Here is a 26,570-nt window from a genome sequence, read left to right on the forward strand (position 1 = left end):
GATCGCTGTTATCCCCAGTTTTTTATAAATTAGGAAATCCGGGAAAGCGTATGCTTCCGAAGCAGCTTTCTTTCAAAAAGCTCTTAGGCGAAGCCTATGCTTCCGAAGCAGCTTTCTTTCAAGAAGCTTTTAGGCGAAGCCTATGCTTCCGAAATAGCTTCTTTCAGACAACTTTTAGCTCCGCTTTTTCAGGTTCTTTCTGTCTTCTCTGTTTTGTGTAAATGTTTAGTTCAATCTATATACTTTCATATCTTTGAAACGAATTAATGGTTGGATGAAACACCGATTAGTTACTGAAAAGGGGAGCCCTGTCATGGTTCATGACGGAGGCTCCCCTTTATTTGTTTGTTTGTATGTTCACGCTACCTGATCTTGGCTTGGCTATAACCTGACCATAACTTGCCTATAACCTGCATCTAACCTGCATCTAAACGACATCCGACCTACGTCTGGCCCAAGTTCTCGCGGCATCCTGCTTACAGCCGGAATCGCAGCAGTTCCTGATGCATCTCTGCACTAATATCACGCAATGACTTCACCTTGATACTTGCATCAGCGAAGGAACGTTGTTGTTCCGACGTGGAGGCGGTGATCTCTTCACTGCTGGCAGCCGACTGCTCGGTGATGGCACTGATATTTTCGATGGCCTGTTGCACCTGTGTACTCAGTTCATTGGAGTGTTGCATGTCCTCAGCAAGCTGATGGATACCCGTACTAATGCGCTCCACACTTTCACGAATGGCAGAGAAAGATTCGCGAGTCTGGCCAGTGGCTTGTTCCTGTTCGCCGAATAGCTGCATGCTTTGTGCTACAGAGTTCTTCACCTTGTCCATGGAGGTTGTGATCTCGCCCACAGCCGCATAGATATGTTTGACCGATTGCGCAGATTGTTCGGCGAGTTTGTTCACCTCGCCCGCAACAACAGCGAAGCCACGTCCAGCTTCTCCAGCGCGAGCAGCCTCTATGGAGGCATTTAACGAGAGCATGGTTGTTTGTTTGGCAATCTCCGATACATATGTCGTCATCGTAGTGATTCGAACCGCGCTTTCTTCCAGTTCCCGCACCGTTTGTTCTACCTCGGCCATCGCCGTACGATTCACTTCGGCCAAGCGGAGTTGCTCCGCTACAGCCTTATTACCTTCCTCAACGGTAGTTAATACTTCACGACCATCGATTACCGATTGGGAAGTGGACTCGAGATTGCTATTGAAGGTAGACTGCATTTTGTCCACAACCATCACTGTTTCACTCAGATCCTCGGCAATTTTTTGACTGCCAATCGAGAGTTCCTCCGTGGTGCGGGATACTTGCTGCACAATCGCTTGGGCTGTATCATTACCACGGTCAATATCTTGCGCCATCAGATCGACACGATGACCCGCTTCACCAATCGACTGAATAATGCCGCGGATATTATGAGTCATGATACCGAAGGAGCGACTCAGGTCATCGAGTTCATCTTTGCCCCGAGATTCCGGTAATTGTCCGGTTAGGTCACCGTCCGCAATTTGTCCCGCAGCGTCTTTGAGTGTTCGAATACGCTTGGCGATCTGACGTGAAGTATACATATTAAACAGCATTACGGCGACAAGCAATACGATGGCTCCTACCAGAGCGGTTTGCCACGTTTGCTGAATGTCACGTTCCAAATCGACGGTATATTGATCATAACGATCCCGAGTCATCTCATCCAACGAATAGATATCATTCTGTATGCCCCGAACCCGAGTGCTGTAACGTTTCGCTTCCGCACTGTTCATCGCACTCATCGCTTCGGTGGCTCCCTGGTTGAGAGCTTCTAATTTTGTCTCGATGGACTGAATAAGTTGTAACTGCTGATCTGTTTCGAGCAATCCGTCCGTAAGTTCCTGAATCATCGTTTGACCTTCATCCAGCAAGCGAAGTACGGCGTCCTGGTTTCCTGCTGTCATGGAGAACGAGTAGACATCCAGCGCCTGCTGGGTCTGAATCTGATTGGCGTTCAGTTCACTCACCTTGAGCATGGCTGGTACCAGATTTTGATTTTTGGCATTCATGTTGAGCAATTGCATGATAATATAAGCGACTAGCACAAGGCATAGAAGTAGTGAAATTAGAGCATTAAGTATCAGTTTTCCCTGTAGTTTCATGTGCGTACCTCCTTGTATCCGATGGGTTATTGATCAAGCGTAATTTTGATTTGACCGGAAGAGATCTTTGCCTTCAGATCTTCGAAGGTTTGCTGTTGTTCATCACTGAGCGTGATATTATGTAGATCAGTCAGACCCACGGCGTTCTCCGCCAGCCCCTCCACGATTTCCTTTTGAGGGAAGGTATGATTGTTTTGAACAAACGTGTTAACGGCATTATAGATAGAGACATCCACATTTTTCAGCATGGACGTAAGAATGGATTTTTCTGCTAAAAAGAATTGATCGGTATCTACACCGATGGCGTATTTCCCTAATTTCTGAATCTCCGTCAGTGCGCCTACGCCTGTGAGACCGGCAGCAACGTAGATCACGTCAGCGCCCTTTTCCTGAATCATCTCTGTAGCCAGTTGTTCACCCAGCTCGGCATTGCCAAAGTCCCCTGCGTAGACGACATCAACGGTTGCATTCGGCTTGACAGCCAGAACACCTTGTTTAAAACCCTGCTCGAAATTACGAAGGACCGGTATCTCTATTCCACCAAGGAAGCCAACATGATCTTCCGTTGAAGCCATAGCGGCAATAACACCTGCCAGATAACTTCCTTCTTCCGCCCGGAATGAAATGGAGGCAATGTTAGGCAGTTCGGACTGACTGTCAATCATGAGGAACTGCTGGTCAGGATATTTGGCTGCAACTTTCTCCATATCCGCTTGGACAGCATCACTCAGGCCGATAACCAGATCGAATTTGGTTTGCGCAAACTCTTCAAATGCAGCTTCGGCATTGTCGCCCGGTTCACGATAGTCAAAGACAATGCTTTTCTCATTTCTGGCCTGAACCAGTCCATCAAAAGCAGCATCATTAAAAGAACGGTCACCCAGACCCACTTCCGTAAGCACGATCCCAACCTTTGTTCTTGTGTCTGTTGCCGTTGTTGTATTGTTGGCTGAACATGCCCCCAGGATCAGTACCGTCAGGATCATCATTAGGGTGAGACCTAGACCTGCGCGTCTGTTCTTGTTTGTTTTCATGTGTGGTACCCTCATTTCTGTAGTCGCATTTTTCTGTTTTGCGTGATTCCTTAGCTCCAGGGAAGTACGTGTGCATGATGACACGTATGGTGAGGATTTCCCTTTATCTATATCGGTCAGAAAGGCACTGTGATTTATGGTATGTAGTGAAAATTTACGAAAAAATAAGTATTTTTCATGAATTACACATTATTTTTACATTTCTCTGGTTAAAAGGGTACATAAATATCTACAGTATGTTGTTTACTGATGTTAGAAGTCGAAAAAAGACACAACAGAGATGACATGAATCATCTCTGTTGTGCCTTAAAATTTCACCCTATACGGATGATAAGGTGATCATCCTATTATAAAAATGACGCGAGTTTTACCAAGCCGCAATCGAGCCATCCGCTCGGGTTTCCGTACCCCCGCATAATACGCCATTGTCCGGGTTGCGCCAGATGATCTGACCGCGTCCAAACTGGGATGGATCGAGTGCCACTTGAATATCATGTCCTTTGCGGGCGAGTGCCTGTGCAATATGCTGCGGGAAACCCGGTTCCACGAGAATTGTTTTGCCCTTCGTCCACTGCCAGCGCGGAGAATCCAAGGCGGCCTGTGGGTTCAGGTGATAATCGATCGTATTCATAACCACCTGCACATGACCTTGCGGTTGCATGAAACCACCCATGACACCGAATGGCCCAACCGCTTCGCTGCCACGGGTGAGGAACCCCGGAATGATCGTGTGATACGTTCGTTTGCCTGGCTCCAGGGCGTTCGCATGATTAGGGTCCAGTGAGAAGTTATGTCCGCGATTCTGCAAAGCAATGCCTGTTCCCGGAACAACGAGCCCAGACCCGAAGCCCATATAATTACTCTGGATAAAGGAAACCATATTGCCTTCACCGTCCGCCGTAGCCAGATAGACCGTTCCGCTTGCTCGTGGATCACCTGCCTCAGGTGCTCGTGCGGTATCACCAATGAGTTTGCGCCGTTCTTCCGCGTATGCCTCGGACAGGAGTTCCTCCACCGTCACACCCATTTTGCGTTCTTCAGTAATATATTTCTCCCCGTCGGCAAATGCCAGCTTCATAGCTTCAAGTTGCCGATGATATGCCAGAACGGATTCTTTCTCGTCAAAATCATATCCCTTCAGGAGATTAAGCGCCGCGAGAGCAATCAATCCTTGTCCATTCGGCGGAATCTCCCATACATCGTAGCCACGATAGGAGACGGAGATGGGATCAACCCACTCCGGCTGAAAAGCCTTCAGATCTTCGCGAGTCAGATAACCACCGTGCTCTGCCATAAAGGAATGAATGCGCTCTGCCAGTTCTCCTTCGTAAAAGTCTCGCGCTTCGCTCTCGCCAATCTGGCGCAAAGTCGCCGCATGATCCGGCGAGCGCCACATCTCTCCAGCTGCGGGTACACGCCCGCCTGGAGCAAATGTCTCAAACCACGCACGCCCTGCCTCCGCATCACCCTGGCGTGCATAGATCTCGGCTGCCCTTGCCCAGTGGCGGGCCAGCCCAGGCGCAAGCGGATAACCTTCCTCCGCATAGCGGATGGCCGGTTCCAGCGCTTCCGCCAGCGTGAGTCGCCCAAAACGGCGGCTCAGCTCAGCCCAACCCGCCGGTGCGCCAGGCACCGTCACCGGAACAACCCCGAGCTTCGGCATCTCCGTATGGCCTGCCGCTTGAAGCGCCTCAATGGATATGCTCTGAGGCGCAGGGCCGCTGGCATTCAGGCCATGCAGTTTGCCCTCGGTCCAGACGAGGGCAAAAGCATCGCCTCCAATGCCATTGGACGTTGGCTCCAGCACCGTGAGGGCTGCCGCAGTTGCAATGGCGGCATCGATGGCATTGCCGCCTTTTTTCAATACATCCAGACCGGCTTGTGCAGCCAGTGGTTGAGACGTGGCGACCATGCCTTGTTTCGCATACACAGGCACGCGGTAAGAGGGATACGGTTGGTAGAGTGGATCGAAGTTCATCAGGTTGTTCAGCTCCTTGTCGCTAGATGTCAGGCTCCGGCATAACCGGATCATACTCCTAACCCTCTTCGCAACTGGACAACCGATATCCTGCCACACCTGCCAAATCCAACCTGACATCAGTTTATGTCGTTACCATATCGCCGCCATTTACATGAATGCATTCACCTGTGACGTAGGATGAATCGCGGGAAGCGAGATAAACGTAGGCTGCCGCCAGTTCGTAAGGCTGACCAGCTCGACCCATGGGCGTATCTGTTCCAAATACCTGTACATCCTCAGCGGAGAAACTGGCAGGGATGAGCGGCGTCCAGATGGGTCCCGGGGCGACGGAATTCACACGGATTCCCTGTGCAGCGAGCGATTGGGCGAGTACACGAGTCAGCGATACAACGGCTCCTTTGGTAGAAGAGTAGTCGATCAGTTGGGTATTACCTTTATATGCTGTAATGGAAGCTGTATTGATAATGGAGGCACCTCTGCACAGATGGGGGAGAGCGGCCTGAATCAGAAAGAAATAGGCGAACACATTGGTCTGAAAGGTGTGATACAGCTGTTCTTCTGTAATATCAACGATGCTTGGCTGCACATACTGTACGCCATGATTGTTGACCAGAATATCGATCTTTCCGTAGGTTTCCATGGTTGTGCGAATGACGGCTTCACAGTTTTTCTTTAAGCGGAGATCAATCTCGATTAAGAGACAGCGCTGTCCCAGTTCTTCGATCCGTTCACGAGTCCTTTCGGCATCTGTCCGTTCATATAGATAAGCAATGACGATATCCGCACCTTCCTTGGCAAAAGCGATGGCGGCCGCCCGGCCGATTCCACTGTCACCACCCGTAATAATGGCAACTTTACCTTGGAGTTTGCAGCTACCGATATAGGCAGGATCTTCACTGATCGGTTCAGGCACCATCAGGGTTTCCAGACCGGGTTGCTGGTCCTGATGCTGGGGTGGAAATGCCAGCTTTTGCTCCTTGCATACCGTTTTCTCACCATAAAAAGGATAGACAGGATTCATTCGCTTTACATCCTCCTCGAACGTTCATTGATACGGATAACCTATGCATTCGCCCAGAAGAAGGTGCGGGGGGAAACAGCAGAGCGGTTGTTTTTTGCACAGAATATACCATAATAAGGATAGATCCTTAAATCGATGGAGGTGTCAGGAGCCACATGAATATTCAAGGAATTAATCATTTGTGTTTTTCCGTATCCAATCTGGAGCGGGCCATTACCTTTTATGAGCAGGCTCTCGGTGCCCAAATTCAGGTGAAAGGACGCAAACTGGCTTATTTTGAGCTTGCCGGTCTGTGGATTGCCCTGAATCAGGAGGATGTTATTCGCAACTATACGGAACGAACCTATACCCATATTGCATTTACCGTTACAGAAGAGGAGTTCGACGCGTCTGTGCAGCAGCTGCGAGCAGCGGGTGCTGACATTCTTCCCGGAAGGCTAAGAGATCCGCGGGATGCATTATCCGTTTATTTTACCGATCCGGATGGTCATTTGTTTGAACTGCATACAGGTACGATGAAGCAAAGGCTGGATTATTATCGCGAAGACAAAGATCATATGACCTTTTATACATGAGTTTCATGTGCAAATCGAGAAAATCTGGAATTATAACTCACATATCTATTGTCTAAACATTGGAATTACCTATAATATGGACAAATGGTACCTTAATTTACCAATGTTAAATTCGTTGGTTCAATTCCAAGGAGGTTTGTCATGATTCAGTTCCCTAAACCGGATGTCGAGCAATATTTTCAGACGTACCGTATTTCACATTTTGCCGTATCGGCAGACGAGAAACGTTTGTTCATGGACAGCAATCTGAACGGTCAGCCGAATATTTGGGCGATGGATTTGCCTGGAGGATACCCGTATCCTTTAACGTACTTGAATCAGAGCAGTCAATTTATCAAAGCAGACCCGCAAGGACGTCATCTGCTTACCGCGTTTGATCGGGATGGAGATGAGAACTATCATCTGTATGCACTTCCACCCGAGGGTGGTGTTCCACTGCCTGTGGTTCCGGCAGAACCGAATGATCGCTGTTATTTCGCTGAGTTGTCCGAGGATGGACAGCGTCTCTATTATGTTACCAGCGCGGGTAATCCGAATTATCTGAATTCACGCCGCATCGATCTGGAGACAGGGGAAGATGAACTGTTATACAGTGGAGAAGAGGTTACGAGCAGCCTGGTTGCTGTAAGTCCTGACGAGAAGAGTTATGTTATTTTAAAAATGTACTCCAATACGTATCAGACGGCGCATCTGTATCGTAACAATGAAGAAATGGTTATTCTGCCAGCTTCAGAACGTTATAGTCAGGTATCTGATCTGATTTTTGCAGATGATAATCGTCTTCTGTTCATTACCAATGATGACTCCGCATACGCCTATGTGGCTGAATACCGTATCGATACCCGCGAATTCCGCTTATTGTGCAGAATCGAAGGGGAAGATGTGGATTTTATCCGCTGGCATCAGGCTTCCGAGACCTTATATTTCTGGACACTTACAGGGCCGGAGAATCGTATGTACGTATTGGGCAAAAATGCCGATGAGCCTCGGCGCATAGAGATGCCGCTGGATACGATAGAGCAGGTGAACGTTACAAAGGCTGGCAATGTGTATATCCTCGGACGTGGAGCGATCCAACCGCATAACATTTATCGCAAAATAGCAGGTGCTGAGTCCTGGGAGCCGCTGACTGCCAATCGGGTAACCGGACTGGACCCAAGTGATCTCGTGTACCCTGACGTTATTCAGTATAACTCCTACGACGGACTGGAGATTGAAGCTCTCTTGTTCAAAGCAAAACCAGAGCAGGCCAATGGTTACACCGTATTTTGGCCTCATGGTGGGCCGCAATCTTCCGAAGCAAAGTTTTTTCGGCCGATGTTCCAGATGATGCTCGCTCAGGGCTATCATATCTTTGCACCTAACTTCCGGGGCAGTACCGGGTATGGTGCGGAATTCGTCAAATTGGTTGAGCGGGATTGGGGAGAAGGCCCAAGACTGGACTGTGTTGCCGGGATCAACTGGTTGTTTGATCAGGGAATTACCTCGCCAGAGCGGTTATTTGTGGTAGGTGGAAGTTATGGGGGATATATGACCCTGTTATTGGCAGGTCGCCATCCGGAACTGTTCCGGGCAGCGGTCGATATTTTTGGGCCAAGTAACTTGTTCACATTCCTGGAATCCGTACCGGAAGACTGGAAACCGATGATGGATAACTGGCTGGGTGATCCGGTCCGTGACCGCGAACGTTTAACGAAGGATTCACCGATTACGTATCTCGATCAGATGGTGAATCCAATGCTGGTCATTCAGGGTGCTAATGATCCAAGGGTCGTGAAGGCCGAATCCGATCAGATCGTGGCCGCGCTCCAGTCGAAGGGACTTGATGTGGAATACATCGTTTTGGATGATGAAGGTCATGGCTTCTCCAGGAAAACAAACGAGATTCTTGTGTACCGCCGGATGCTGGAGTTTTTGCAGAAACATCAGGAGTCACCCGTTGCACAAGCTTAAGTTGAGAGATTTCATCGTTGACTTAAATATAGTGAGATGAGGAAAACCGCCAAAGATCAAGGATGATCTCTGGCGGTTTTATACGTGCGCCCGCATGTTGGGCGCTATGTATGGAACGATACATACGTTAGTTTGGAAGGCCGCTATCCATTGAGCGACCTGTCCAAATCTACTAACTAATCTAACAATGTGACAATCGAATTAATGGACTGCTGCGCCCACTGTGCAAAAGGCAGGTCGGCTGCCCAAGTCACTTGTCCTGTGGCGTTGGCTTCCCCCCACCACAAGATACGTTGATAGAGCAGATGCATGCGGAGACGTGTGCGGAAGTGTTGGCATTTCTCCTCATCTGCTGCACAGACCAGATCCCGGTAGCAGCGAAGGAACTGTGCGGCCAGTTCTGGTTGACCCTCACGAACATACCTGGTGGATATTTTGGTTAGGTCGGCTGTGCCGTCTCCGAAATAGGCCGTTGTAAAATCGAACAAACCACTAATCTGCCACCCTGAAGAACGGCCGTCCAGATTTTGAATCAGAATATTCTCGACCTTGAAGTCTCCCATAACAAAACACGGAACAGCTCTGGACCGAAATGCCGGTTCAGCATTCTTGAATTGCTCGTCCACCCATTGAACATCTTCATCCGTAATCACCGAGTGCTGTTCAGCATCATGTAACCAGTGACGAATGGTTCCGTACAACCAGTCCAGATAATCGCCTGCAAAGGAAACAATCTGCTGTGCTACAGGATCATATTCCCCGGCATCAGGCACCTTCCAGCGGTGCAGTTCAGCCAAAGTATGGGCAAACATACAGGCGATCTCTTCCTGATCTTGCTGTGACAGTGAAGCCTGGAATGCTGGATCATACAAGTGATTCCCGGGCAGGCGTGGCATTATGGCATAACTCCAGCCTAGCAGATGGGTATCTTCATGTAATAAATATGGATCAGGGACAGGAATGGACGTATGTTTTGCCAGTTGTTCTACAAAGAATTTTTCTTCCTGTAACTGTCCTGCATATAAAGGATTGCCTTTTAGAATATACTCTCCACGGGAAGAGCGAATGAGCAGTGTCTGACCCATAACACCTTTATCCGTTCGTCGATAATCTTCAAGAGTTCCCAGGTCAAGCTCATTCAGCGCATCCTGCAATGGAACTGCGGCCACTTCGCCAAGTTGATTGGAACCAAAATATATACGGGTTGTCATATGGCCGGACCCTCCTGGGTTTTAGTCCTCATTCTCTTCGTCAGACAGGTCATACGTATCCTCATCGACCAATCCACGGATGAAAGCTTCAAAATTGGGCGCAAGATATGTAATCTCATAATCATTTTCCTGATCGACATGAACTACACAGGGTTCACCTTCAGGGCCACAGAAGCGATAATCCAGCATAACAACATCATGACCAGCGGATGGACAATCACAGATCACAATCCCCAGGTCGGGGTATCCCCAATCCTCGATCATGAACCGACTTCCCAGCTCACCAGCGAGTGCGTATATTTTATCGTGTCCAATTCCCATAATGCTTGAAATGGCAATGTGATCCTCAGCCCAGGAAGTCGCTTCTTTGGTGGGAAATACAGTGAGCGCAGGGATACCGCCGTTTTGCGTATTCATCAGTTGAATATAGGAAGCGGGCAGCTTGTAACCCAATTCTTTCTCAATAGTCAAAATCTCTTCTTCATCAAAAGGTTCTGATACATGATTGTCCTGCGCATAATCACTCTGTACCCAGAACGTTGCGGGATCATAAGTCCCTGAAGCGGCTCTTAGATGGTTCTGTATACCGCTCTGCTCGAATGCGGCAAGTTCCTCTTCATGACGCTGGCGATCTTGACGCATCTTGTCCGCTTCGGGACGAATCTCGCGAAGGAATTCAAGGGTAGATTCATCATGGGGCAGAAGTTCATCAGCTCTCTCAAAAGCCAGTAGTGCCTGTTCATAACTCGCTATATGACAGTATGCATAACCCAAGCGGTATTGCCAGAGAGGGTCGCTTACCCCTTGCTCCTGGACAGACAACAAATGTTGAATGGCTTCGCGGTAACGTGCGTCATTGTTATAGGCTCTGGCGAGTTGACCAATCAGATCATAATCCCGATCTGAGACGGGGATTCGTTCAATATGTTCAATAATGAGACTGAATTGGTCCTGCTCATGCCACAAGTTAATTTGTTCCAGCAGTTCTCTTTCCATGAATAGGCCTCACTTCCGTAGGAGGGGTATGAATCTCTTTCATTATATAATAAGTGTGTGTTGGTTGGAGAATGTATAAATCAAGCTCTTCGTAGCATACTGTTTAAGTATACTTTAAGTTTGATCTATAAAGTTTAATTTGTGTTTAACTTTGTTTAAGTATGATGTTGAAAGTTAAACTTTACTATCCTATACTAGGAGTGTGAGGTGAGATGGATATGGGAATCACAAGAGTTGAGAAGAATATATTTAGTCAGAACACGGATGAGATTGCTTCTGAGTTAGTTCAGAGCTTGAGTAATTCGGATAATAGTATTTTACTGTTCAAAGTGCTGGCACTTGCAGTCAGAAATAATGCTGAATTTGTTCGTAACCTGGATGAATCTATCTTTGAAGATGCTGATATTTTTAGAGAAAAGTATGTTACTCTTCTCAAACATGCGTTAAGTCAAGCAGTGGATGTACCGACAGGAATTCACAGTGGTGTTCCTTCTATTCCTTCTATTGAAGTTGTACGTTCTTATACTCCTAAAGAATTATCTGTATTTTTTGGAGTGAGTATTACGACGATTTTTAACTGGATTGATCAAGGCCGTTTTATGGGAATTCAAAGAGCCGGGTCCAACAAACATAATCTCATCCCAGACAATACTACATATGTGTATGGATCAGGTAAGAGAACGACGATTAAAGAGATTGTGACTATGTGGAAAAAGGAAGAGGCAGAACGCCAATCCACAATAGAAGTTAGTGACCTGGATTACCACACAGGGCAAATTGCCTTATATGAAGATAAATACAAAGGGGAATTCGAACGGACACTCCGAACTAAATTGAACTTAACACCTGAAGAAGAAACCGATGCACAAGTTTGGAAACACCATTTGGGGAGGCAGCGTCTTGGCTTTAAAGATACCGAAAAGTAATTTTCGTTTTATTGAGAATGATTTTTTCAGATATTATTATGGAGATTCGAGATGGTGCCCAGGGTCTTCCAAGCAGTGCTAGAACTATTCGTAAAACAATTGTCTTTAATGATTTATCGAAGATGTACTGTGTAGAGGAGATAGATCGAAACGGGGGATTCATCGAGTTATATTGGTATGATTGGTATGATTGGTATGATGATCAAAAAGAGTTGATTATGAAATTCCATGCTCATTATCATCCTGATGAAACACCTGCTAATATTACGATGTATGACCCGTTTCATATTCATACGGTAAATGAGAGAAGATTGAATAATGAAAAATTTCAAGAATTATATACGATTCTTGAATTTATTAGATTAAGAAATATCTCTATTAAATTATAATAGTTCAACGCTGATATGATGTTTGTACATACGAATTAAACAACACTCCCTGAACTTAGGCATTATAGCCACAGTTCAGGGAGTGTTTTTTTTTATAATCTATTCTTTATTACAAATCGTCAAATCCGTTATCGTCGCCAACTTTACCGTAGTTACGGGATTTAGCTTCGAAGAAGTCGGTTTTAGTTGCATTTAGTGCTTCATCGGAGAATGGCTTAATCCAAGGCATGCAGTTTACATCCACACCTTCATATGCTTTTTCCATACCCATTAGACGCAGGCGTTTGTTGGCGATGTACTTGATGTAATCTTCCAACTCGTTCAGGTCAATACCGCGCACGTTGCTGAGTGTGTAATGTGCCCAGTTGGTTTCAAGCTCAACAGCACGATGGATGGTTGTGTATACGTAGTCCATGTTCTCAGGTGTGTTCAGTTCAGGGAAGTCCACCAGCAACTGTTTGTACACTTCAGCGAAGAAGTAACAGTGTTGGTTTTCATCCCGCTGGATATACGAGATCATCTGGCTGGTTGCCATCATTTTCTGGTCACGGGCCAGGTTGTAGAAGAAGGCAAACGTACTATAGAAGAAGATACCTTCGAGTACCAGATCGGCGACCATAGCCTGGAAGAACGTCTGTGGAGAAGGCTCGTCACGGAATGTTTGGTAAATGTCTGCGATGAAACGGTTACGGTCAAGCAGTACCGGATCATGTTTCCAGTATTCAAAAATTTCCTTCTGCTCCCGATCAGATACGATCGAAGACAGAACGTAGGAGTACGATTGGTTATGAACGACTTCCTGTTGTCCGATAATGGCCGAGATCGCTTCGAGTGAAGAATCAGTAAAGTAACGTTTTACGTCACCAACAAACATCGTCTGCATGGAATCAAGTACCGCGAGCAGAGAGATGTTGATTTTAAACGTACGTTGCTCTTCCTCGTCCAGTTGAGCAAACTGGGAAGCATCTTTGGACATTGGGATCTCGTCTGCGATCCAGTGGTTAAGCAGCAGTACTTTGTACAATTTGTACATATGAGGCATACGAATGTCGTTCCAGTTCAGGATACCGGAGCATTCACCTTCAATAATACGGGTTGATTGGTTAGGGGCTTCGGTGTTAAAAATTTTCTGTACTTGCATTGTTCCGTTCACTCCTTGAATGAATTTGCACTGTATAACTACGATGACAGAACAACCTTCCGATCGCTGTTATCCCCTGATTTTTTGATTCCCTCTTTTAAAGGGGAAAATCCGGTGATAAAGGCGAAGTGTATGCTTCCGAAGTAGCTTTCTTTCAGAAAGCTTTTAGTTCCGCTTCTTCAGCTTTGTTCTGTCCTCTTCGTTATCGTGTAATCATTAATTCTTTTATATATATTAGGGTTGTATAATGTGGCATCTATATCAACATCTTGCGATGCTGTGATCGTGTTTTAGGCAAAAAAGAACCAGGGCAACGCCATTTTGCAATCAAAACAGGATGCCCTGGTGGTCACCTCGAATCTAGTAAATCTTCTCTATCATGGATAAAAGCGTAACTTGCGCAAAAATCAAGATTCTTCAATCGTTAATGCACGGCTACGAACATAATAGGTTGATTTCATGCCGGCTCTCCAGGCGTGCAGATGCAATTCCAGGAATTCTGTTGCTTTAATATCTGGTCGAACGTAGAAGTTGAAACTTTGTCCCTGATCGACGTGGCGCTGACGGGCAGCCGCCATATTAATGGAAGCATGTTGATCCACCTGGAACGCTGTTTGGTAATAAGGGCTTGTTTTTTCGGACAGATCCGGAGCCGGATTGGCAATTTTGTAAGTTGTTTTCTCTTCATAAGATAACAGCTCATAGAGCGGATCAATACTAGCGGTGGAACCGGCAATAATGGACGTGGAACCGTTAGGTGCAATGGCGAACAACCAAGCATTACGTACACCGTTTTGTCGTACTTCGGCTTGCAGTTCTTTCCACTGTTCGGTTGTCACGAACTCGCCTACGCGCTCACCTGATGTGTACTCGCGTTGGTCGAAGTAATGACCACTTTCCCAATCGGAACCTTTGAATTTCGGATAATGTCCTTTTTCTTTGGACAGCTCCATACTGGATTTCACGAGCAGGTAGTTAATTTTTTCATACAGATTATCGTTATATGTTACAGCTTCTTCAGACTCCCAATGAATGCCTTCGAGAGCAAGCAGGTGGTGAAGTCCAAACGTTCCCAGACCGACTGCGCGATATTGGCTGTTGGTATATTGGGCTTGCAACACTTCAATGTTGTTAATGTCGATAACGTTGTCCAGCATGCGCACCTGAATTGGAACAAGACGCTCCAATACATTATGAGGTATAGCACGTGCCAGATGGATGGAGTTCAGGTTGCAGACAACAAAGTCGCCAGGCACTTTGGAAATCACGATGCGAGTTTGTCCATCCTTGGTTACGAGTTCTTCCTTTTCAATTACAGTGGCAGACTGGTTCTGCATAATTTCGGTACACAGGTTGGAGGAGTATACCATACCGTGTGCACGGTTAGGATTGGAGCGGTTAACCGTATCGCGGTAGAACATGTATGGCGTACCTGTCTCCAGTTGGGATTTCAGTACACGCTTCATGATGTCAATCGCCTGTACTGTAATCCGGGACAGCAGTGGGTGATTCACCGCTTCTTCGTATTTATCACGGAACGCACCTTCGCCAAAGGACTCATCATAGAAATCTTCCAGTCCGAGTGCACGACCATTCTCGTCCTTCCAGCCCATCACTTTCTTTGTTTCGTGCGGACAGAACAGGCTCCATTCGCCACGGGTGGATACCCGCTCCATGAACAAGTCAGGCAGACAGATGCCGTGGAATACGTCATGCGCACGCATACGCTCGTCACCGTTGTTCAGCTTCAGATCGAGGAAAGCCAGAATGTCTTTGTGGAAAACGTCCAGGTACACGGCAATGGCACCTTTACGCGTACCGAGCTGGTCTACGCTGACCGCTGTATTGTTTAGTTGGCGAATCCAAGGGATTACACCGGAACTTGTATTTTGGTGACCACGGATATCCGAACCACGAGCTCTGACTTTGCCGAGGTAAACGCCGATGCCGCCCCCCATTTTGCTCAGACGAGCTACATCCGTGTTGGAATCGAAGATACCTTCGAGTGAGTCGTCCACCGTATCAATGAAGCAGCTGGAGAGTTGACCGGCTACTTTTTTACCTGCATTGGACATCGTAGGAGTAGCTGCAGTCATGTACATGTTGCTCATGGCCCAGTATGCTTCCTTGACGAGATCCATACGTCTCTCGGCAGGCTCTTGGTGCATTAGGAACATGGCGATAACCATGTAACGCTCTTGCGGCAATTCCATTACTTTTCCGTCAAAATCGTGAGCGAGGTAACGTTCTGCCAGTGTGAGCAAGCCGATGTAATCGAAGAGCAGATCGTTGCGGTAGTCAATGCACTCAGCAAGTTCGTCGATCTGTTCTTTGGTGTAACATTCCAGTAATTCTTCGCGGTAGATCCCTTTCTTCACGAGATCTACAAGAAGAGGGTGGAATGCGCCATAAGGCTCGTCCGGGTAAGACTTGTATCTGCGGTTGGTAGCCGCTTTTTTATAAAGGGAAGTGAGCAGGGAGCGTGCCGCTGCAAATTTCCAATTAGGCTCCTCTTTAGTTACCAATTCCAGTGCGCTCATGATAAAAGCGTTGCTGATTTCGTCTCCGGTAACTTCATCACGGCGGAGCTTGCTGTTTACCCCACGTACCAGACGTTCCTTGTCCAGCATTTCCAGTCCTTCCAGAGTACGGTCGGCATATACCGAGATGCGCATATCATCAAAGGCAAGCTGGCGGTTGTTCGGCTTGGTCACAACTTGTGGCATGAATATTCCTCGCTTTCGCATGTTAAAGAGATAAATTGGAGAAATTCTTTATATAAAGAATTGAGTGTTGTCTTACGATGAGAAAAAGGTAAAGGTTGCTTTTGGCAGACTGAAACGGCGGTGACAAGTTCATGTCTTAAATCGCTCAACTTGAGGAGCACAAAACAGCACAATTCAGAACATGCTCATATAAAAAGCATTCTCCCGCCTCGCGGCTGAAAATGCCCATGGATGCTCTGGCTTCCTTACTGTCTTAGAGGTTCAGGATATCGACAGAAAAGGGTGCTTATGTAAGCTTTGGTCTATTGCAGATGTGCCTGTAGTTTGAGGATACCGGATGCAGTCCAAACAGCCCCGTTAACCTCCATGTCAACTCTGTTTCGAGAAAGCGATTTACACCTACAGGGACGTGCCTTTGGAGGTGATTTCATCCTGTTTTTCGCGAGAATGCAGAAGGTGACTAATAGAAGCGGAGAAATCTAGTGTTACTACATTTTGTAGCTGTCAACATACTGTAACCCAACATATTGTGTTTGTAAAGTGGGCCGATACAGTAAAACGTAATTCCGAGTATACCATTTAAGCCAGGAATCCGCAAAGGAAAAGGACTGGAAGATTTGAAGATTTATCAAAAAAAATTTTTGACCAATTTGAATGACGTCTTCACGTCAGTTTGAATTGTAACGCATTCAACTGGTAGAATAAAAATAGTCAAAAATCGACTAAAATTAGCGGCAGCGGTTGTTCACGGGGCCCAGAGGAGGCGGAGCAAAATGGCAATAGCAGAAGTGACTGTAATTCCAATCGGAACGGGTACAACCAGTCTAAGCAGTTATGTGGCGGACATGCAAAAGGTATTGGAACATCAACGGGGCATTACATATCAGTTAACTTCCATGAGCACCATTATTGAGGGACCGCTTAACGAGATCTTTACAGCAATTGCGGCCCTGCATGAAGCACCGTTTTTGTCAGGAGCTCAGCGCGTTTCCACATCCGTCAAAATTGACGACCGTCGTGATAAACCGGATGCCTCAAGTATACAGAAGTTACAATCGGTTCAGGATAAACTGACGTCACTTCAGGCAAGACCTAATTAATGGTTTATAGTTAACGTGAATTTCTGACATCTATAAACTGAAAGACAAAAAGACCCAGCTTAACGTTCATTAAGCTGGGTCTTTTTGTGTACTCATTTAACATTTTGATTAATCTGCAACTACCAATGAGGCTCCAATCAACGTGGCGTTGGTGTAACCACCGCCAACATTTTCAAAAGAGAAGTTGGTGATTGGAGCACCGATCACAGTAGCGTAATCGCCGTCAAGCAGATCTCCAGTCGTTGCAGGGTACAACGCTATAATATCGTTTCCGTTCTCATCCATGACATGAACGATAGAGAAGGTTGCTCCGAGAGAGCTATCTTCTTCAACGGAAATGACTTCCCCGTTAATTTGTACGAAAGTATTGTAATAGTTGGCTACATTTTTATTCAGATGACGGGTCGTTACATTGGAGTCAACGAGCCCCTGTACCTTTTTGCTTAGTTCTGTCGTAATGGCCGGGAATACATCGTTATGTTTACCAAAGAAATCATAAGATGCCTGCTCCATAAAGGCTGTGTCTTCTGTAATGTACGGAGTTAACTCATTAAAGAAATCCGCAGCTGATGCCGTAACAGATGAATTTCCAGTTGTTGCAGTTGGTGCTGTTTGCTCCAGAGGAGCAGTAATGCTTAGGGAATCAATGATATCTTTGATCTCATCCTGATTATAAGTATCCTTGGCGTAGGTTAACGTCATGGTATAGAGTTCTGTATTGGTCGGAATCAGATACTGCACAAGGATAACATCTGTACCCGAGGAATGCTTATAGGCTCCTTCCAAGACACCAGCGCTATATTCTTTATAAGGCTTGTTTGTGTAGCTGGTTTTTTTATAATCGGAAATGCCGATGCTTGAACCGCTTTGTGTATAATAATCCACTATATTATTGGCGTATTCTTCAGGATTAATTGAACCGTTTGAGCTGGCCTCAATCGTCAGATTCATATTATCTGCAAATGTGGCTGCCGAAGATTGGTCTGAAAAAGCAGCTTTAATGGATGGAGCATTCATTTGACTTGTATCTACGCTTTTCCAGGATTCAGGATATGCAAAAGAAAATCCTTCTCCACTATATGTAGTGTATTTCGTAGCTTTTGTTTCTGTTGAGACAGTTTCAGTTGCCTTGGATGCTTCGGACGTTTGGCTATTGGTTGTGGTGTTTGTTTCTGAATTACCACAAGCACTAAGCAATGTGGCTAATGCCAAAATCGTAATAAGTTTCTTCATTATGTCTAATTTCTCCTAATGTGCTTCCCATCGGTTGGGATTTTTTCTAAGGTCATCATTTCGTTTGGGATAATCTAGTTTAGGTGGTGAGCATAGAAACTCCTTTCTACTTTATTAGTAAAATAATAACATAAATAAATATTTCAGTATTCATAATTACTAAAAAGGTAATTTATCTGTATTTAACAAATTAAAAGCTAATAATATACCGTATGGGTATCCAATTTGAGCGATAGTACATACATTTGGTTGATATAACCGTGGGATTTATTTATGAATTAAACATATATGAACATAACATTCCGGCTTAAGAACTAACCCTTTATGTAGGTGCAATTAGCGAATAGTCGGTAAAAAAAACAGCCCATTTTTCGACCTGAGCCCGGTCCCATGTGTGATTGGTGCATATAGTGAACTGTACCTCAAATCAAAGGAGGGGTTTACATGAGTGGAGTAGTAGGTGGATACGGCGGCGCATGGACATCGACTGGCGCGATCTTGGTTCTCTTTATCTTGTTGGTCATCATCTCTAAAGCATTCTTGATCTAATAAACCGCTTGGACCCTAATATATTTGTAAAGGAGGGTTCTGCATGAGCAACGTAGTTGAAGGCGTAGGATACGGCGGCTGGACATCGACTGGAGCAATCCTGGTTCTGTTCATTCTTCTCGTAATCATCACTAAATCTTTCTGGGTATAATATGGCGAGCTCTGCCGGGCAACCGGTGGGGTTTTTTTTCTAGAGGACAAGCATGGTGGAGAGCCAGGCAGATAAGATAGCTTGTGGTTGAATGGAAGAATTGGTGGAATTCAAGAAATGGAAAGATGGCGTATGTTTCGAAAATGGGGAAGGTACCTCATGGCTAAACGCCCATTTTGTCAAAATGAGGGCGATAGCCCGGTCCAGAGGTAGGCTGAATACATAGCTTAGGGGTGTAGGCAAATGTTAAGGAGGAATGAACAATGAGCGAAGTAAAACCGAATTCACCGAACGGACAGGGACACGTATACGGACATATGGGAGGTTATGAGCATATGCAAGGATACCAATACACAGGTCATGAAATGCATGGGTATGGATATGGTTGTGGAACAATGCCAATGGGATATGGCTATGGATACGGACACCATGCCAATCAGGCTCCAATGATGCACGGTTATCAACAGGGTTGTGGAGTATCCTATGGTCATGGCGGCGGAAGCTGGGGTTCCATGGGTACGATCCTCGTACTGTTCATCTTGCTGGTCATCATCTCCAAAACGATGTTTATCTAAGTATTTGTGAGTGCAAGGAGACTTTGCTGATCGTGGATCGTTGCGATAGGTGCTCCAAATAAACTCCGAGTTTGAGTTCCATGTTGGGGCATAACGTACCTATGATTCAGAAAGGGACAGCGTAGGGTTTCATCCTGCGGTGTCCTTTTTTATTAGAAGCGAAGGAGCGTTGGGATTACTTTCTTTAACGAACTCCACAGCCTCTATTCCATGCATTTTTCCCATTTCACAAGTTTAACGAATCGTAGACGTCTTATTATCTGAACCTGGGCATGTTTGGAGCCTATATTCATGAAGTGGCATGGATTAACGTGGCTGAGATTCGTTAGATTTTACATAGCATAGAAATCCTCAATATAAGGTGTGCAGGATTCGTTAGCGTCTGGTGAGCGTAAACAGTTGCTTTAGAGGCCGGCGTTATTTGCACAATTGGAAAAGTAAGAAGTAAGAAGTAAGAAGTAAGAAGTAAGAAGTAAGGAAGGAAGTATCCAGGAGTGTAGCCAGTGGGAGAACGAAAAAGTTTTAAAAGCAGAGCTGAATTTATCTGGTTAGTCTGATCAGTGAAAGGAGGACTTTTCTTAATGTAGGAACGGTGTCCGACAGTCTGTAGATGTTGCTAAATTGGATATGTAGACATGGATAAACACCCGGAACCCAATTCCGGGTGCTTTGTGTATGTTTTCAATCTTCTCAAGAATAAGTGATATCCAAAACAACAAAAGCCCTACCTCTCTTTTGTCCTTGCGGCTCCGATGACCGCGCCAGTGTGAATGGGAACATCTTGTGAAACTCTGTACTACCGGGTTATTGTGATTCAGGTTCTTCAATCTTCATAGGTTAATTGTGCTTATAGTTCGCTGCGGTCGCAGCATGAAGAAAATATTCCGGGGTTTAAAGAAGACAGAAATCATATGAGGTTGTTTAATACAACTCTTATAGTATACCACAGGTTGTAATTTTCTGCAATAAAAAGGAAAGCGCGACCAGAGCAGCATGTTTTCGTACTGTTTTTATGTTAGAAAGTGAAAGGTTAGTTTGAAAAGATACAGAAAATTTTTCAAACTATTTCTTCATAGGGGTAATCCTCTTCAAAAGTTTCTGCGTAGGTTATAATAAGGGGGAAGAAACAGAAAGGGGCCCTCGCATGACTGAATCGATGGAGGACAGCAGGTTAATGCGGCAGATTGCGGAACGTGATGCCTCCGCACTGGAGCTTTTATATGACCGTTATGAGCGAGCGGTGTATTCTTTTGCCTACCGGATCGTTGGTGATCCCATGACGGCAGAAGAGACCGTTCAGGAACTTTTTATGAGGGTCTGGAATAATGCCGAACGTTACGATGCCTCACAGGGGAAGCTGACCACATGGATGTTTGCGATTACGCGTAACATTGCAGTGGACATGCTGAGGCGGAAATCAAAAGGGGCAGCGACTACTTCAGTTGAACACGAGACACTGGCGGCCTATGCCGATGAACATACGAACACGGAAGAAGAAGTGCAACGTAAATGGGAAGGTACCCGGATTAAAGAGGCGTTGTCCCAATTAAACGGTGATCAGCAACAAGTTATAGAATCGATTTATTATGCGGGATTAACCCAGCAGGAAGTATCCAGCCGATTCGGGATTCCGCTGGGTACAGTAAAGAGCCGTGTCAGGCTTGCCATGCGACAGCTCCAAAAGTTGCTGGCCGATGCTGAATTGCATCCGGATGCGGGAAGGGAGGGCATACATCCATGATAGAACGACATGAGGAGTGGTCTGATCTGGCACCGATGTATGTGCTGGGCGGACTGGAAGCAGAGGAAGTGGCGGCGTTTGAAGCGCATATGGCAACTTGCGAACCTTGCCGCCAGGAGGTAAGGGAATTGCAGGAAGTGACTGGCTTCCTGCCACTGGCGGCGGAACCTGTAGCACCGCCGCAAGGCATGCGAGCACGTGTGCTGGGCAACGTGCTCGGACATGTGCAGGAGAGCGCCGAGGCGAAGCCAGCGGCTGCTCCTGCAGAGCCTGAAGCACCTGTGGTGCTTCAGGAAGATCTTGCGCCGCAGCACAAACGTGCGGCGCAACCCGGGCCAGGCTTGCCGCCGGCAACGGCGGTGCCTGCGGCCCGGGTGGAAGAGGCTGCCCAGGCACAGCCATGGCAGCCACAAGCGCGCGCGCGTGCGCGCAGCAGCAGCGCCTGGCGCATAGCCAGTGCCGGCCTAGCGGCCGCGGCACTGTTACTGGGCGTGTACACGGCGCAGCTGCGGAGCCAGATCGACTCGCTGACGCAGCAAGCGGCGGGCTCGTCGGCTACGCAAGAGCAACTGGTGCAGGCACAGGCGCAGAATGCACAGCTGCAAGAGCAGCTGGCATCAGCTCTGAAGCCCGCACAGGGCATGCAGACTGGCGAGGCAGTGAAGCTGAATCCTGCAACGCAGGACATTGTAGCTCAGGGTCTCGCAACCATCGTTATTGACAGCAAAGGCACTCACCTGGTTGTGCAGGCTGAGAACCTGCCGAACCTGGAAGGCAACGAGGCTTTTCAGGTCTGGTTGATCAAAGGAGATACCCCTCAGAATGCGGGTACTTTCCTTAGTCGTGACGGAACGGGAGCAGTATACTACACATTGGATTCGGCCAACGACTATGATACGGTTGCCATCACGCTTGAACCGGATGCAATGGGAGATGAGCCACGCGGTACGATGATTCTGGCTGCCAAGATTAAAGGATAAATATAGGATATATCACCAAAGGCTGCTCCGTCGTGGAGCAGCCTTTTTGTGTTTTCCAGTTCTGATGCCCATCCATTGGATTTTATTAATTTTTTTAGTCGGAGCAACCGATAAACAAATAGAAGGCAATACCCTTAATCTCCCTGTATCTCAAGGGAGAACTGGTTGCACATAGAGAGTGAGGGGTTCAGTTGGAAGCATACCGTTCATTTATCTTTCGCCTGATACGCAATTATCTGATCGGTTCACTGGCCGCTGTTTTTGTTGTCGGTACAGTAGTTATGGTATCTACTCTGCAAATACCCAATATTCAATTTGTTCGGCTCATCTTCATTGTACTGATTTCACTCTTGTTCATGCTGGTTGCAGAATTAATTACGCTGTGGGTGCAGCTTGGCCCCATAAGACAATTTTTCAATTCCGAGCATCACGAGAGAGACGAATTGAACCACATGTATGAGAAAATTCATCGTTTTCCGGGACAGACCATATATCGGATCATGGGTCCGCACATGCTTGGTTTCTCACTTCCGGCAGCCGGATTAACATTATGGATGATATCCACAGGGTGGCTTGAATTTCCTTACTTCTATACTGTCGTGGCCGCTGCGTGTGCCTTTCTGATTGCCATCATGCATGCGCTGATTGAGTATTACCTAACGGTGCGGGCGATTAGACCCCTGTTACTTGAGATTCGTCATCGAGGCAAAGTCCAATACGGGATGGAACCTTCACTGGGAGGGCGCATCCTGGTATCGATCCAGCGTAAATTTCAGCTAAGTACGGCACTGATTGGATTATTTCCTCTTTTTCTATTTTTCCTGGCTACATATATCAGACTTCAGTATATGGACAGTGAATTTGCGAAAGAGTACATACTGTGGGGAATTCTCATCGTTGTTCTGGGCGCGGGGTTTGCGCTGGTGGGAAGCTGGCTGTTGATTCGTGATGTTCGTGATCCAGTTGCTGAACTGACGCATGAGATGAACCGAATTCAGGGGGGAGATCTTGGCAGACGAGCTCCGGATCTATATGCGGATGAGTTTTCGGCACTGATCTCCGGTTTTAATATGATGATTAATCGGCTGGAGATGAGACAGGAACGCAATCGACAGCTGTTGCAAAGTTATTTTTCTACGCTGGCTGCTGCTTTAGACGCCCGAGATAAGTACACGGCAGGACATTCCATGCGTGTGGCAGAGTATTCGCTGATGATTGGTAAGCTGAGCGGAATGAGTGAGGAACAGGCGGATTTATTGTACAAATCAGCCCTGCTTCATGATATCGGGAAAATCGGCATACCTGATGAGGTGTTGCTGAAGGATGGAAAACTAAGCGATGAAGAATTCGCAATTATTCAGACACATCCCGTGCAGGGAGAGAGTATTCTGCTCCAGATAGAACCCATTGATGCCATGGCTGACTTTCTGCCTGGTGTACGATCTCACCATGAGAGATATGATGGCAAAGGGTATCCGGATGGGATGGCAGGCGATGAGATTCCGCTATTTGGCCGCATCATTGCGGTAGCGGATGCCTTTGATGCCATGACGTCTGATCGACCATACCGGAATGGGATGAGTCATGAGAAAGCGCTAACGATTTTGGAAGAAGGAAAAGGGACCCAATGGGACCCCTATTTTGCAGGTTTGTTTATTGATGAATGGAGACGACAACAGCATCTTCAGAAACCATCGAAGTGAGGGATCAGCTGATCCCCTCTGTCCACTTCGATTCTTTTCTGCGTCTCCGGTGAAGAGCGAGGCCTGTTATGATGGTGAGAACACACTCGCCGAGTATGACTGCACCCAAGGCGTCATAGATCACATGTTGTTTGATCATTAGCGTGGATACTATAATAGTTGCTGCCCCGGCGGCGACCAAAATCTTGATGGGTTTGCGGATACTTGGAACCGAGAGAACAGCACGCATAACCAGATAAGAGTGAAGAGAATGAATACTTGGAAAACAATTATAAGGACGATCCTGGCTATAGAGCCATCCGAGAACAGATGCTCCCAGGCCAGTACCCGTCAGTTCCGGGCGCGGTACCATGGTCTGAAAGTTGAAGTAGATCAGATAACATATCCAGACACAGATATTCATGGATAACAAGACGCGGTAATACGTCAGGCGATCCTTGGCACACAGGTAAGCGAGCACACCGAATACAAACGGGTACCAGCCCAAATATGGAATGGACATGCCAGGCACGTAGGGAATGATCCGGTCGAGTGGCGAATCAAGCACTACGAACCCGCGTTCTGGACTATTAAGAATATCATAGAAGAGCCCCATGACGGCCAAAGACAGCATTAAACTCAATGACAGCCAATAGGATTTGCTTTTTAACAATTGCACAACACCTTTTCTCCTTTCATTCATGCTCCAGAGGAACATGACCCCAGCAAATAACTAATTCAAATTTAAACAACAATATATTCTACTACGACCAGCGCACAAATTGAATCCTGATTTGTGTATTTTTGTGTATTTTTTTGACGAAGAAGGAATGCCGAAGCTTCAATGGGCATGATATGATAGACACACATACGGACGAAGGTAATTTGGCCAGTAAAGTCGGTTCAACAGGAGTGAGTGAATGCAATTTTCAAAAATGTTCGTATTGAATATGGGGATGCTTATTACCATTGCATATCTTGCCAGTGTGTTCTATAAATATGTCGTAATACGTACCTCTTCCCAAGTGAAGCAGATCAGCTCCGTGCTTGTCCTTATATTTGCAGGTTGGATCAGTACGGTTTTTGGGTTTCAACTCACCGATGAAGTGGTCTTTGATCTTCGATATGTTCCTTTAATTGTTGCCGTTCTAACGTATAGACAACCCTATAGCGTAATTATCGTGGGTATTGGAATTGGGCTGTCGAGGCTGACTTTTGGCATCACGGATGCTACATTGGCGGCAGTACTTAACATGTCTATTTTGGGCGTGATATGTGCAGGTCTGAATATATGGATGAGACGCAGCAACTACAGGCTGATTATTAAAGGAATCCTTGTTACAGTTATCGTCAATGTGGTCAATAGTGTAAACATTGCTATCGTTGGTGTGATCCCGGCTACATACTTCTTTTCACATATTATGCCTTATACACTCCCTACAGGTATTTTGCTGAGCCTTATTTTTGCATTTATTTTACGTGATTTTCAGAATGAACAGAATCGTATTTTGCTGATCCAGAGTACAAACCGGCTTTTATCTGTGCAAAAGGAAGAGTTACAGAAAGCCCAGATTGTACTGGAGGATCGAGCGAAACAATTGATGATTGCCTCACAGTACAAATCCGAATTTCTCGCCAATATGTCCCATGAACTGCGTACACCACTGAACAGTGTCATTAACTTTGCCCAGATGATCAGCGAGAATGCCGACACGATGGATCAGGAGGATATTGTACGTTTTGCCAATATGATCGACCACTCCGGGCAGGAACTGCTTACGCTCATTAACGATATTCTGGATCTTTCCAAAGTAGAAGCGGGGCGGCTGGATATTGTACTGGAGGATATCAGTGTCGCACAACTTACAGAAGATGCCATGAGCCACTTTCAGCTTGTTGCCGAGAAAAAAGGTATTCAGTTGGTTCTGGACAAAAAACCGGGACTGCCCGAGACGCTCTGGTCTGATCCCCAGCGGGTTCAACAGATTTTGCGGAATCTGATGTCCAATGCCATCAAGTTCACTCACCGGGGGAAGGTCACGCTGACCGTAAGCACCAAGCAGATTAAGAATGCAGGTATTCAGAATCGATGGCTTATTTTCTCCGTTCAGGATACAGGCATTGGTATTTCGGAGGACAAGCATCATTCCATATTTGAAGCATTTCAGCAGGCTGACGGGTCGATTAGTCGAAAATTTGGCGGTACCGGACTAGGCTTGTCGATCAGTCGGGATTTAGCGAGATTACTGGGGGGATCGATTGAACTGGAGAGCGCTGAAGGTAAAGGAAGCACCTTCTATCTCTATCTTCCGTTGGACCGTGAAAAAATGAGTTGACAACCTTCGCGCCGTGAGTAGAATTTGGGATGACAACTAGCATCGACCGGCTTTTGAGACCCGGTCTAAGGAGTGTATCCCCATACAGAAGACGGTCAACGTTAACCCTCCCCCGTTAGCAAGCAAACCACGGCGCAAGGG

At 46.5% G+C, this 26,570-nt stretch carries 22 protein-coding genes; 12 read left to right on the forward strand and 10 right to left on the reverse strand.

Annotated features, from left to right (window positions below; all coding sequences use genetic code 11):
- Positions 1 to 476: 476 nt before the first annotated feature.
- From MKY01_RS02845 to MKY01_RS02860, 4 genes are all read right to left on the reverse strand, one after another.
- Positions 477 to 2,129 (reverse strand): methyl-accepting chemotaxis protein, encoded by a 1,653-nt coding sequence (locus MKY01_RS02845; protein ID WP_339285294.1) that lies wholly within the window; start codon positions 2,127 to 2,129, stop codon positions 477 to 479.
- Positions 2,130 to 2,155: 26 nt separating this feature from the next.
- Positions 2,156 to 3,163 (reverse strand): BMP family ABC transporter substrate-binding protein, encoded by a 1,008-nt coding sequence (locus MKY01_RS02850; protein WP_339285296.1) that lies wholly within the window; start codon positions 3,161 to 3,163, stop codon positions 2,156 to 2,158.
- Between the two features lie 367 nt (positions 3,164 to 3,530).
- A complete protein-coding gene (locus MKY01_RS02855; RefSeq protein WP_339287074.1) occupies positions 3,531 to 5,141 on the reverse strand; it encodes a gamma-glutamyltransferase family protein in 1,611 nt (536 codons plus the stop codon).
- Between the two features lie 124 nt (positions 5,142 to 5,265).
- Positions 5,266 to 6,165, reverse strand: a complete 900-nt coding sequence (locus MKY01_RS02860) for a glucose 1-dehydrogenase (protein ID WP_036607429.1) — start codon at positions 6,163 to 6,165, stop codon at positions 5,266 to 5,268.
- Positions 6,166 to 6,320: 155 nt separating this feature from the next.
- Between MKY01_RS02860 and fosB the strand changes: the two genes are divergently transcribed.
- Together fosB and MKY01_RS02870 are read left to right on the forward strand one after the other, a co-directional pair.
- Positions 6,321 to 6,740, forward strand: coding sequence for a metallothiol transferase FosB (gene fosB, locus MKY01_RS02865; protein ID WP_339285298.1), 420 nt, complete (start codon positions 6,321 to 6,323; stop codon positions 6,738 to 6,740).
- A 141-nt stretch (positions 6,741 to 6,881) separates the two neighbouring features.
- A complete protein-coding gene (locus MKY01_RS02870) occupies positions 6,882 to 8,693 on the forward strand; it encodes a S9 family peptidase (RefSeq protein WP_282319554.1) in 1,812 nt (603 codons plus the stop codon).
- Positions 8,694 to 8,869: 176 nt separating this feature from the next.
- Here MKY01_RS02870 and MKY01_RS02875 read toward each other — a convergent pair whose 3' ends face one another.
- On the reverse strand, positions 8,870 to 9,904 hold the full coding sequence (locus tag MKY01_RS02875) for an aminoglycoside phosphotransferase family protein (protein ID WP_282319553.1): 1,035 nt from the start codon (positions 9,902 to 9,904) through the stop codon (positions 8,870 to 8,872).
- A 21-nt stretch (positions 9,905 to 9,925) separates the two neighbouring features.
- Positions 9,926 to 10,900, reverse strand: a complete 975-nt coding sequence (locus tag MKY01_RS02880; RefSeq protein ID WP_282319552.1) for an SMI1/KNR4 family protein — start codon at positions 10,898 to 10,900, stop codon at positions 9,926 to 9,928.
- 212 nt (positions 10,901 to 11,112) lie between these two features.
- Between MKY01_RS02880 and MKY01_RS02885 the strand changes: the two genes are divergently transcribed.
- Both MKY01_RS02885 and MKY01_RS02890 read left to right on the forward strand, forming a co-directional pair.
- Positions 11,113 to 11,826, forward strand: coding sequence for a hypothetical protein (locus tag MKY01_RS02885; protein WP_282319551.1), 714 nt, complete (start codon positions 11,113 to 11,115; stop codon positions 11,824 to 11,826).
- A 38-nt stretch (positions 11,827 to 11,864) separates the two neighbouring features.
- The gene (locus MKY01_RS02890) at positions 11,865 to 12,215 is read left to right on the forward strand and encodes a DUF6516 family protein (RefSeq protein ID WP_339285300.1); all 351 of its coding nucleotides are present in this window, start codon (positions 11,865 to 11,867) and stop codon (positions 12,213 to 12,215) included.
- A gap of 109 nt (positions 12,216 to 12,324) precedes the next feature.
- On the opposite strand, the gene MKY01_RS02895 is transcribed toward MKY01_RS02890, so the two are convergent.
- Together MKY01_RS02895 and MKY01_RS02900 are read right to left on the reverse strand one after the other, a co-directional pair.
- Complete coding sequence (locus MKY01_RS02895) at positions 12,325 to 13,356, reverse strand: ribonucleotide-diphosphate reductase subunit beta (protein ID WP_036607380.1); 1,032 nt, start codon at positions 13,354 to 13,356, stop codon at positions 12,325 to 12,327.
- Positions 13,357 to 13,763: 407 nt separating this feature from the next.
- Positions 13,764 to 16,082 (reverse strand): ribonucleoside-diphosphate reductase subunit alpha, encoded by a 2,319-nt coding sequence (locus tag MKY01_RS02900; RefSeq protein WP_036607378.1) that lies wholly within the window; start codon positions 16,080 to 16,082, stop codon positions 13,764 to 13,766.
- Positions 16,083 to 16,855: 773 nt separating this feature from the next.
- On the opposite strand from MKY01_RS02900, the gene MKY01_RS02905 reads away from it, so the two are divergent.
- The gene (locus MKY01_RS02905; RefSeq protein WP_017690882.1) at positions 16,856 to 17,182 is read left to right on the forward strand and encodes an MTH1187 family thiamine-binding protein; all 327 of its coding nucleotides are present in this window, start codon (positions 16,856 to 16,858) and stop codon (positions 17,180 to 17,182) included.
- Between the two features lie 108 nt (positions 17,183 to 17,290).
- Here MKY01_RS02905 and MKY01_RS02910 read toward each other — a convergent pair whose 3' ends face one another.
- Positions 17,291 to 18,415 carry a PsbP-related protein gene (locus MKY01_RS02910; RefSeq protein ID WP_282319546.1) on the reverse strand — a complete coding sequence of 375 codons (1,125 nt, stop codon included), beginning with the start codon at positions 18,413 to 18,415 and terminating at the stop codon, positions 17,291 to 17,293.
- Positions 18,416 to 18,859: 444 nt separating this feature from the next.
- On the opposite strand from MKY01_RS02910, the gene MKY01_RS02915 reads away from it, so the two are divergent.
- The 6 genes from MKY01_RS02915 to MKY01_RS02940 all read left to right on the forward strand — a co-directional run bounded on the left by MKY01_RS02915 (position 18,860) and on the right by MKY01_RS02940 (position 24,114).
- A complete protein-coding gene (locus MKY01_RS02915; protein WP_017690880.1) occupies positions 18,860 to 18,964 on the forward strand; it encodes a hypothetical protein in 105 nt (34 codons plus the stop codon).
- A gap of 43 nt (positions 18,965 to 19,007) precedes the next feature.
- On the forward strand, positions 19,008 to 19,115 hold the full coding sequence (locus tag MKY01_RS02920) for a hypothetical protein (protein WP_017690879.1): 108 nt from the start codon (positions 19,008 to 19,010) through the stop codon (positions 19,113 to 19,115).
- Positions 19,116 to 19,378: 263 nt separating this feature from the next.
- Positions 19,379 to 19,690, forward strand: a complete 312-nt coding sequence (locus MKY01_RS02925) for a hypothetical protein (protein WP_017690878.1) — start codon at positions 19,379 to 19,381, stop codon at positions 19,688 to 19,690.
- Between the two features lie 1,144 nt (positions 19,691 to 20,834).
- Positions 20,835 to 21,431: a sigma-70 family RNA polymerase sigma factor gene (locus tag MKY01_RS02930; protein ID WP_036607374.1), complete on the forward strand. Its 597-nt coding sequence runs from the start codon at positions 20,835 to 20,837 to the stop codon at positions 21,429 to 21,431.
- On the forward strand, positions 21,428 to 22,411 hold the full coding sequence (locus MKY01_RS02935) for an anti-sigma factor (protein WP_339285301.1): 984 nt from the start codon (positions 21,428 to 21,430) through the stop codon (positions 22,409 to 22,411). The genes MKY01_RS02930 and MKY01_RS02935 overlap by 4 nt, the downstream gene beginning before the upstream one ends.
- 191 nt (positions 22,412 to 22,602) lie before the next feature.
- Positions 22,603 to 24,114, forward strand: a complete 1,512-nt coding sequence (locus MKY01_RS02940) for an HD domain-containing phosphohydrolase (protein WP_339190008.1) — start codon at positions 22,603 to 22,605, stop codon at positions 24,112 to 24,114.
- A 4-nt stretch (positions 24,115 to 24,118) separates the two neighbouring features.
- On the opposite strand, the gene MKY01_RS02945 is transcribed toward MKY01_RS02940, so the two are convergent.
- Positions 24,119 to 24,772, reverse strand: coding sequence for a phosphatase PAP2 family protein (locus tag MKY01_RS02945; RefSeq protein WP_036607365.1), 654 nt, complete (start codon positions 24,770 to 24,772; stop codon positions 24,119 to 24,121).
- 241 nt (positions 24,773 to 25,013) lie between these two features.
- On the opposite strand from MKY01_RS02945, the gene MKY01_RS02950 reads away from it, so the two are divergent.
- Positions 25,014 to 26,429, forward strand: coding sequence for an ATP-binding protein (locus tag MKY01_RS02950; RefSeq protein WP_339285302.1), 1,416 nt, complete (start codon positions 25,014 to 25,016; stop codon positions 26,427 to 26,429).
- Positions 26,430 to 26,570 lie beyond the last annotated feature (141 nt).

It is taken from the genome of Paenibacillus sp. FSL R5-0486 (genome assembly GCF_037975155.1).
GTDB lineage: Bacteria > Bacillota > Bacilli > Paenibacillales > Paenibacillaceae > Paenibacillus > Paenibacillus amylolyticus.

What these genes read in the sequence shown, in the direction of transcription:
- MKY01_RS02950 (WP_339285302.1), top strand. Translation starts at nt 25,014, where the DNA reads ATGCAATTTTCAAAAATGTTCGTATTGAATATGGGGATGCTTATTACC.
- MKY01_RS02885 (WP_282319551.1), top strand. Translation starts at nt 11,113, where the DNA reads ATGGATATGGGAATCACAAGAGTTGAGAAGAATATATTTAGTCAGAAC.
- MKY01_RS02850 (WP_339285296.1), bottom strand. Translation starts at nt 3,163, where the DNA reads ATGAAAACAAACAAGAACAGACGCGCAGGTCTAGGTCTCACCCTAATG.
- MKY01_RS02860 (WP_036607429.1), bottom strand. Translation starts at nt 6,165, where the DNA reads ATGAATCCTGTCTATCCTTTTTATGGTGAGAAAACGGTATGCAAGGAG.
- MKY01_RS02920 (WP_017690879.1), top strand. Translation starts at nt 19,008, where the DNA reads ATGAGCAACGTAGTTGAAGGCGTAGGATACGGCGGCTGGACATCGACT.
- MKY01_RS02890 (WP_339285300.1), top strand. Translation starts at nt 11,865, where the DNA reads ATGGAGATTCGAGATGGTGCCCAGGGTCTTCCAAGCAGTGCTAGAACT.
- MKY01_RS02910 (WP_282319546.1), bottom strand. Translation starts at nt 18,415, where the DNA reads ATGAAGAAACTTATTACGATTTTGGCATTAGCCACATTGCTTAGTGCT.
- MKY01_RS02845 (WP_339285294.1), bottom strand. Translation starts at nt 2,129, where the DNA reads ATGAAACTACAGGGAAAACTGATACTTAATGCTCTAATTTCACTACTT.
- MKY01_RS02895 (WP_036607380.1), bottom strand. Translation starts at nt 13,356, where the DNA reads ATGCAAGTACAGAAAATTTTTAACACCGAAGCCCCTAACCAATCAACC.
- MKY01_RS02875 (WP_282319553.1), bottom strand. Translation starts at nt 9,904, where the DNA reads ATGACAACCCGTATATATTTTGGTTCCAATCAACTTGGCGAAGTGGCC.
- MKY01_RS02855 (WP_339287074.1), bottom strand. Translation starts at nt 5,141, where the DNA reads ATGAACTTCGATCCACTCTACCAACCGTATCCCTCTTACCGCGTGCCT.
- MKY01_RS02915 (WP_017690880.1), top strand. Translation starts at nt 18,860, where the DNA reads ATGAGTGGAGTAGTAGGTGGATACGGCGGCGCATGGACATCGACTGGC.
- MKY01_RS02870 (WP_282319554.1), top strand. Translation starts at nt 6,882, where the DNA reads ATGATTCAGTTCCCTAAACCGGATGTCGAGCAATATTTTCAGACGTAC.
- fosB (WP_339285298.1), top strand. Translation starts at nt 6,321, where the DNA reads ATGAATATTCAAGGAATTAATCATTTGTGTTTTTCCGTATCCAATCTG.
- MKY01_RS02925 (WP_017690878.1), top strand. Translation starts at nt 19,379, where the DNA reads ATGAGCGAAGTAAAACCGAATTCACCGAACGGACAGGGACACGTATAC.
- MKY01_RS02880 (WP_282319552.1), bottom strand. Translation starts at nt 10,900, where the DNA reads ATGGAAAGAGAACTGCTGGAACAAATTAACTTGTGGCATGAGCAGGAC.
- MKY01_RS02935 (WP_339285301.1), top strand. Translation starts at nt 21,428, where the DNA reads ATGATAGAACGACATGAGGAGTGGTCTGATCTGGCACCGATGTATGTG.
- MKY01_RS02905 (WP_017690882.1), top strand. Translation starts at nt 16,856, where the DNA reads ATGGCAATAGCAGAAGTGACTGTAATTCCAATCGGAACGGGTACAACC.
- MKY01_RS02930 (WP_036607374.1), top strand. Translation starts at nt 20,835, where the DNA reads ATGACTGAATCGATGGAGGACAGCAGGTTAATGCGGCAGATTGCGGAA.
- MKY01_RS02900 (WP_036607378.1), bottom strand. Translation starts at nt 16,082, where the DNA reads ATGCCACAAGTTGTGACCAAGCCGAACAACCGCCAGCTTGCCTTTGAT.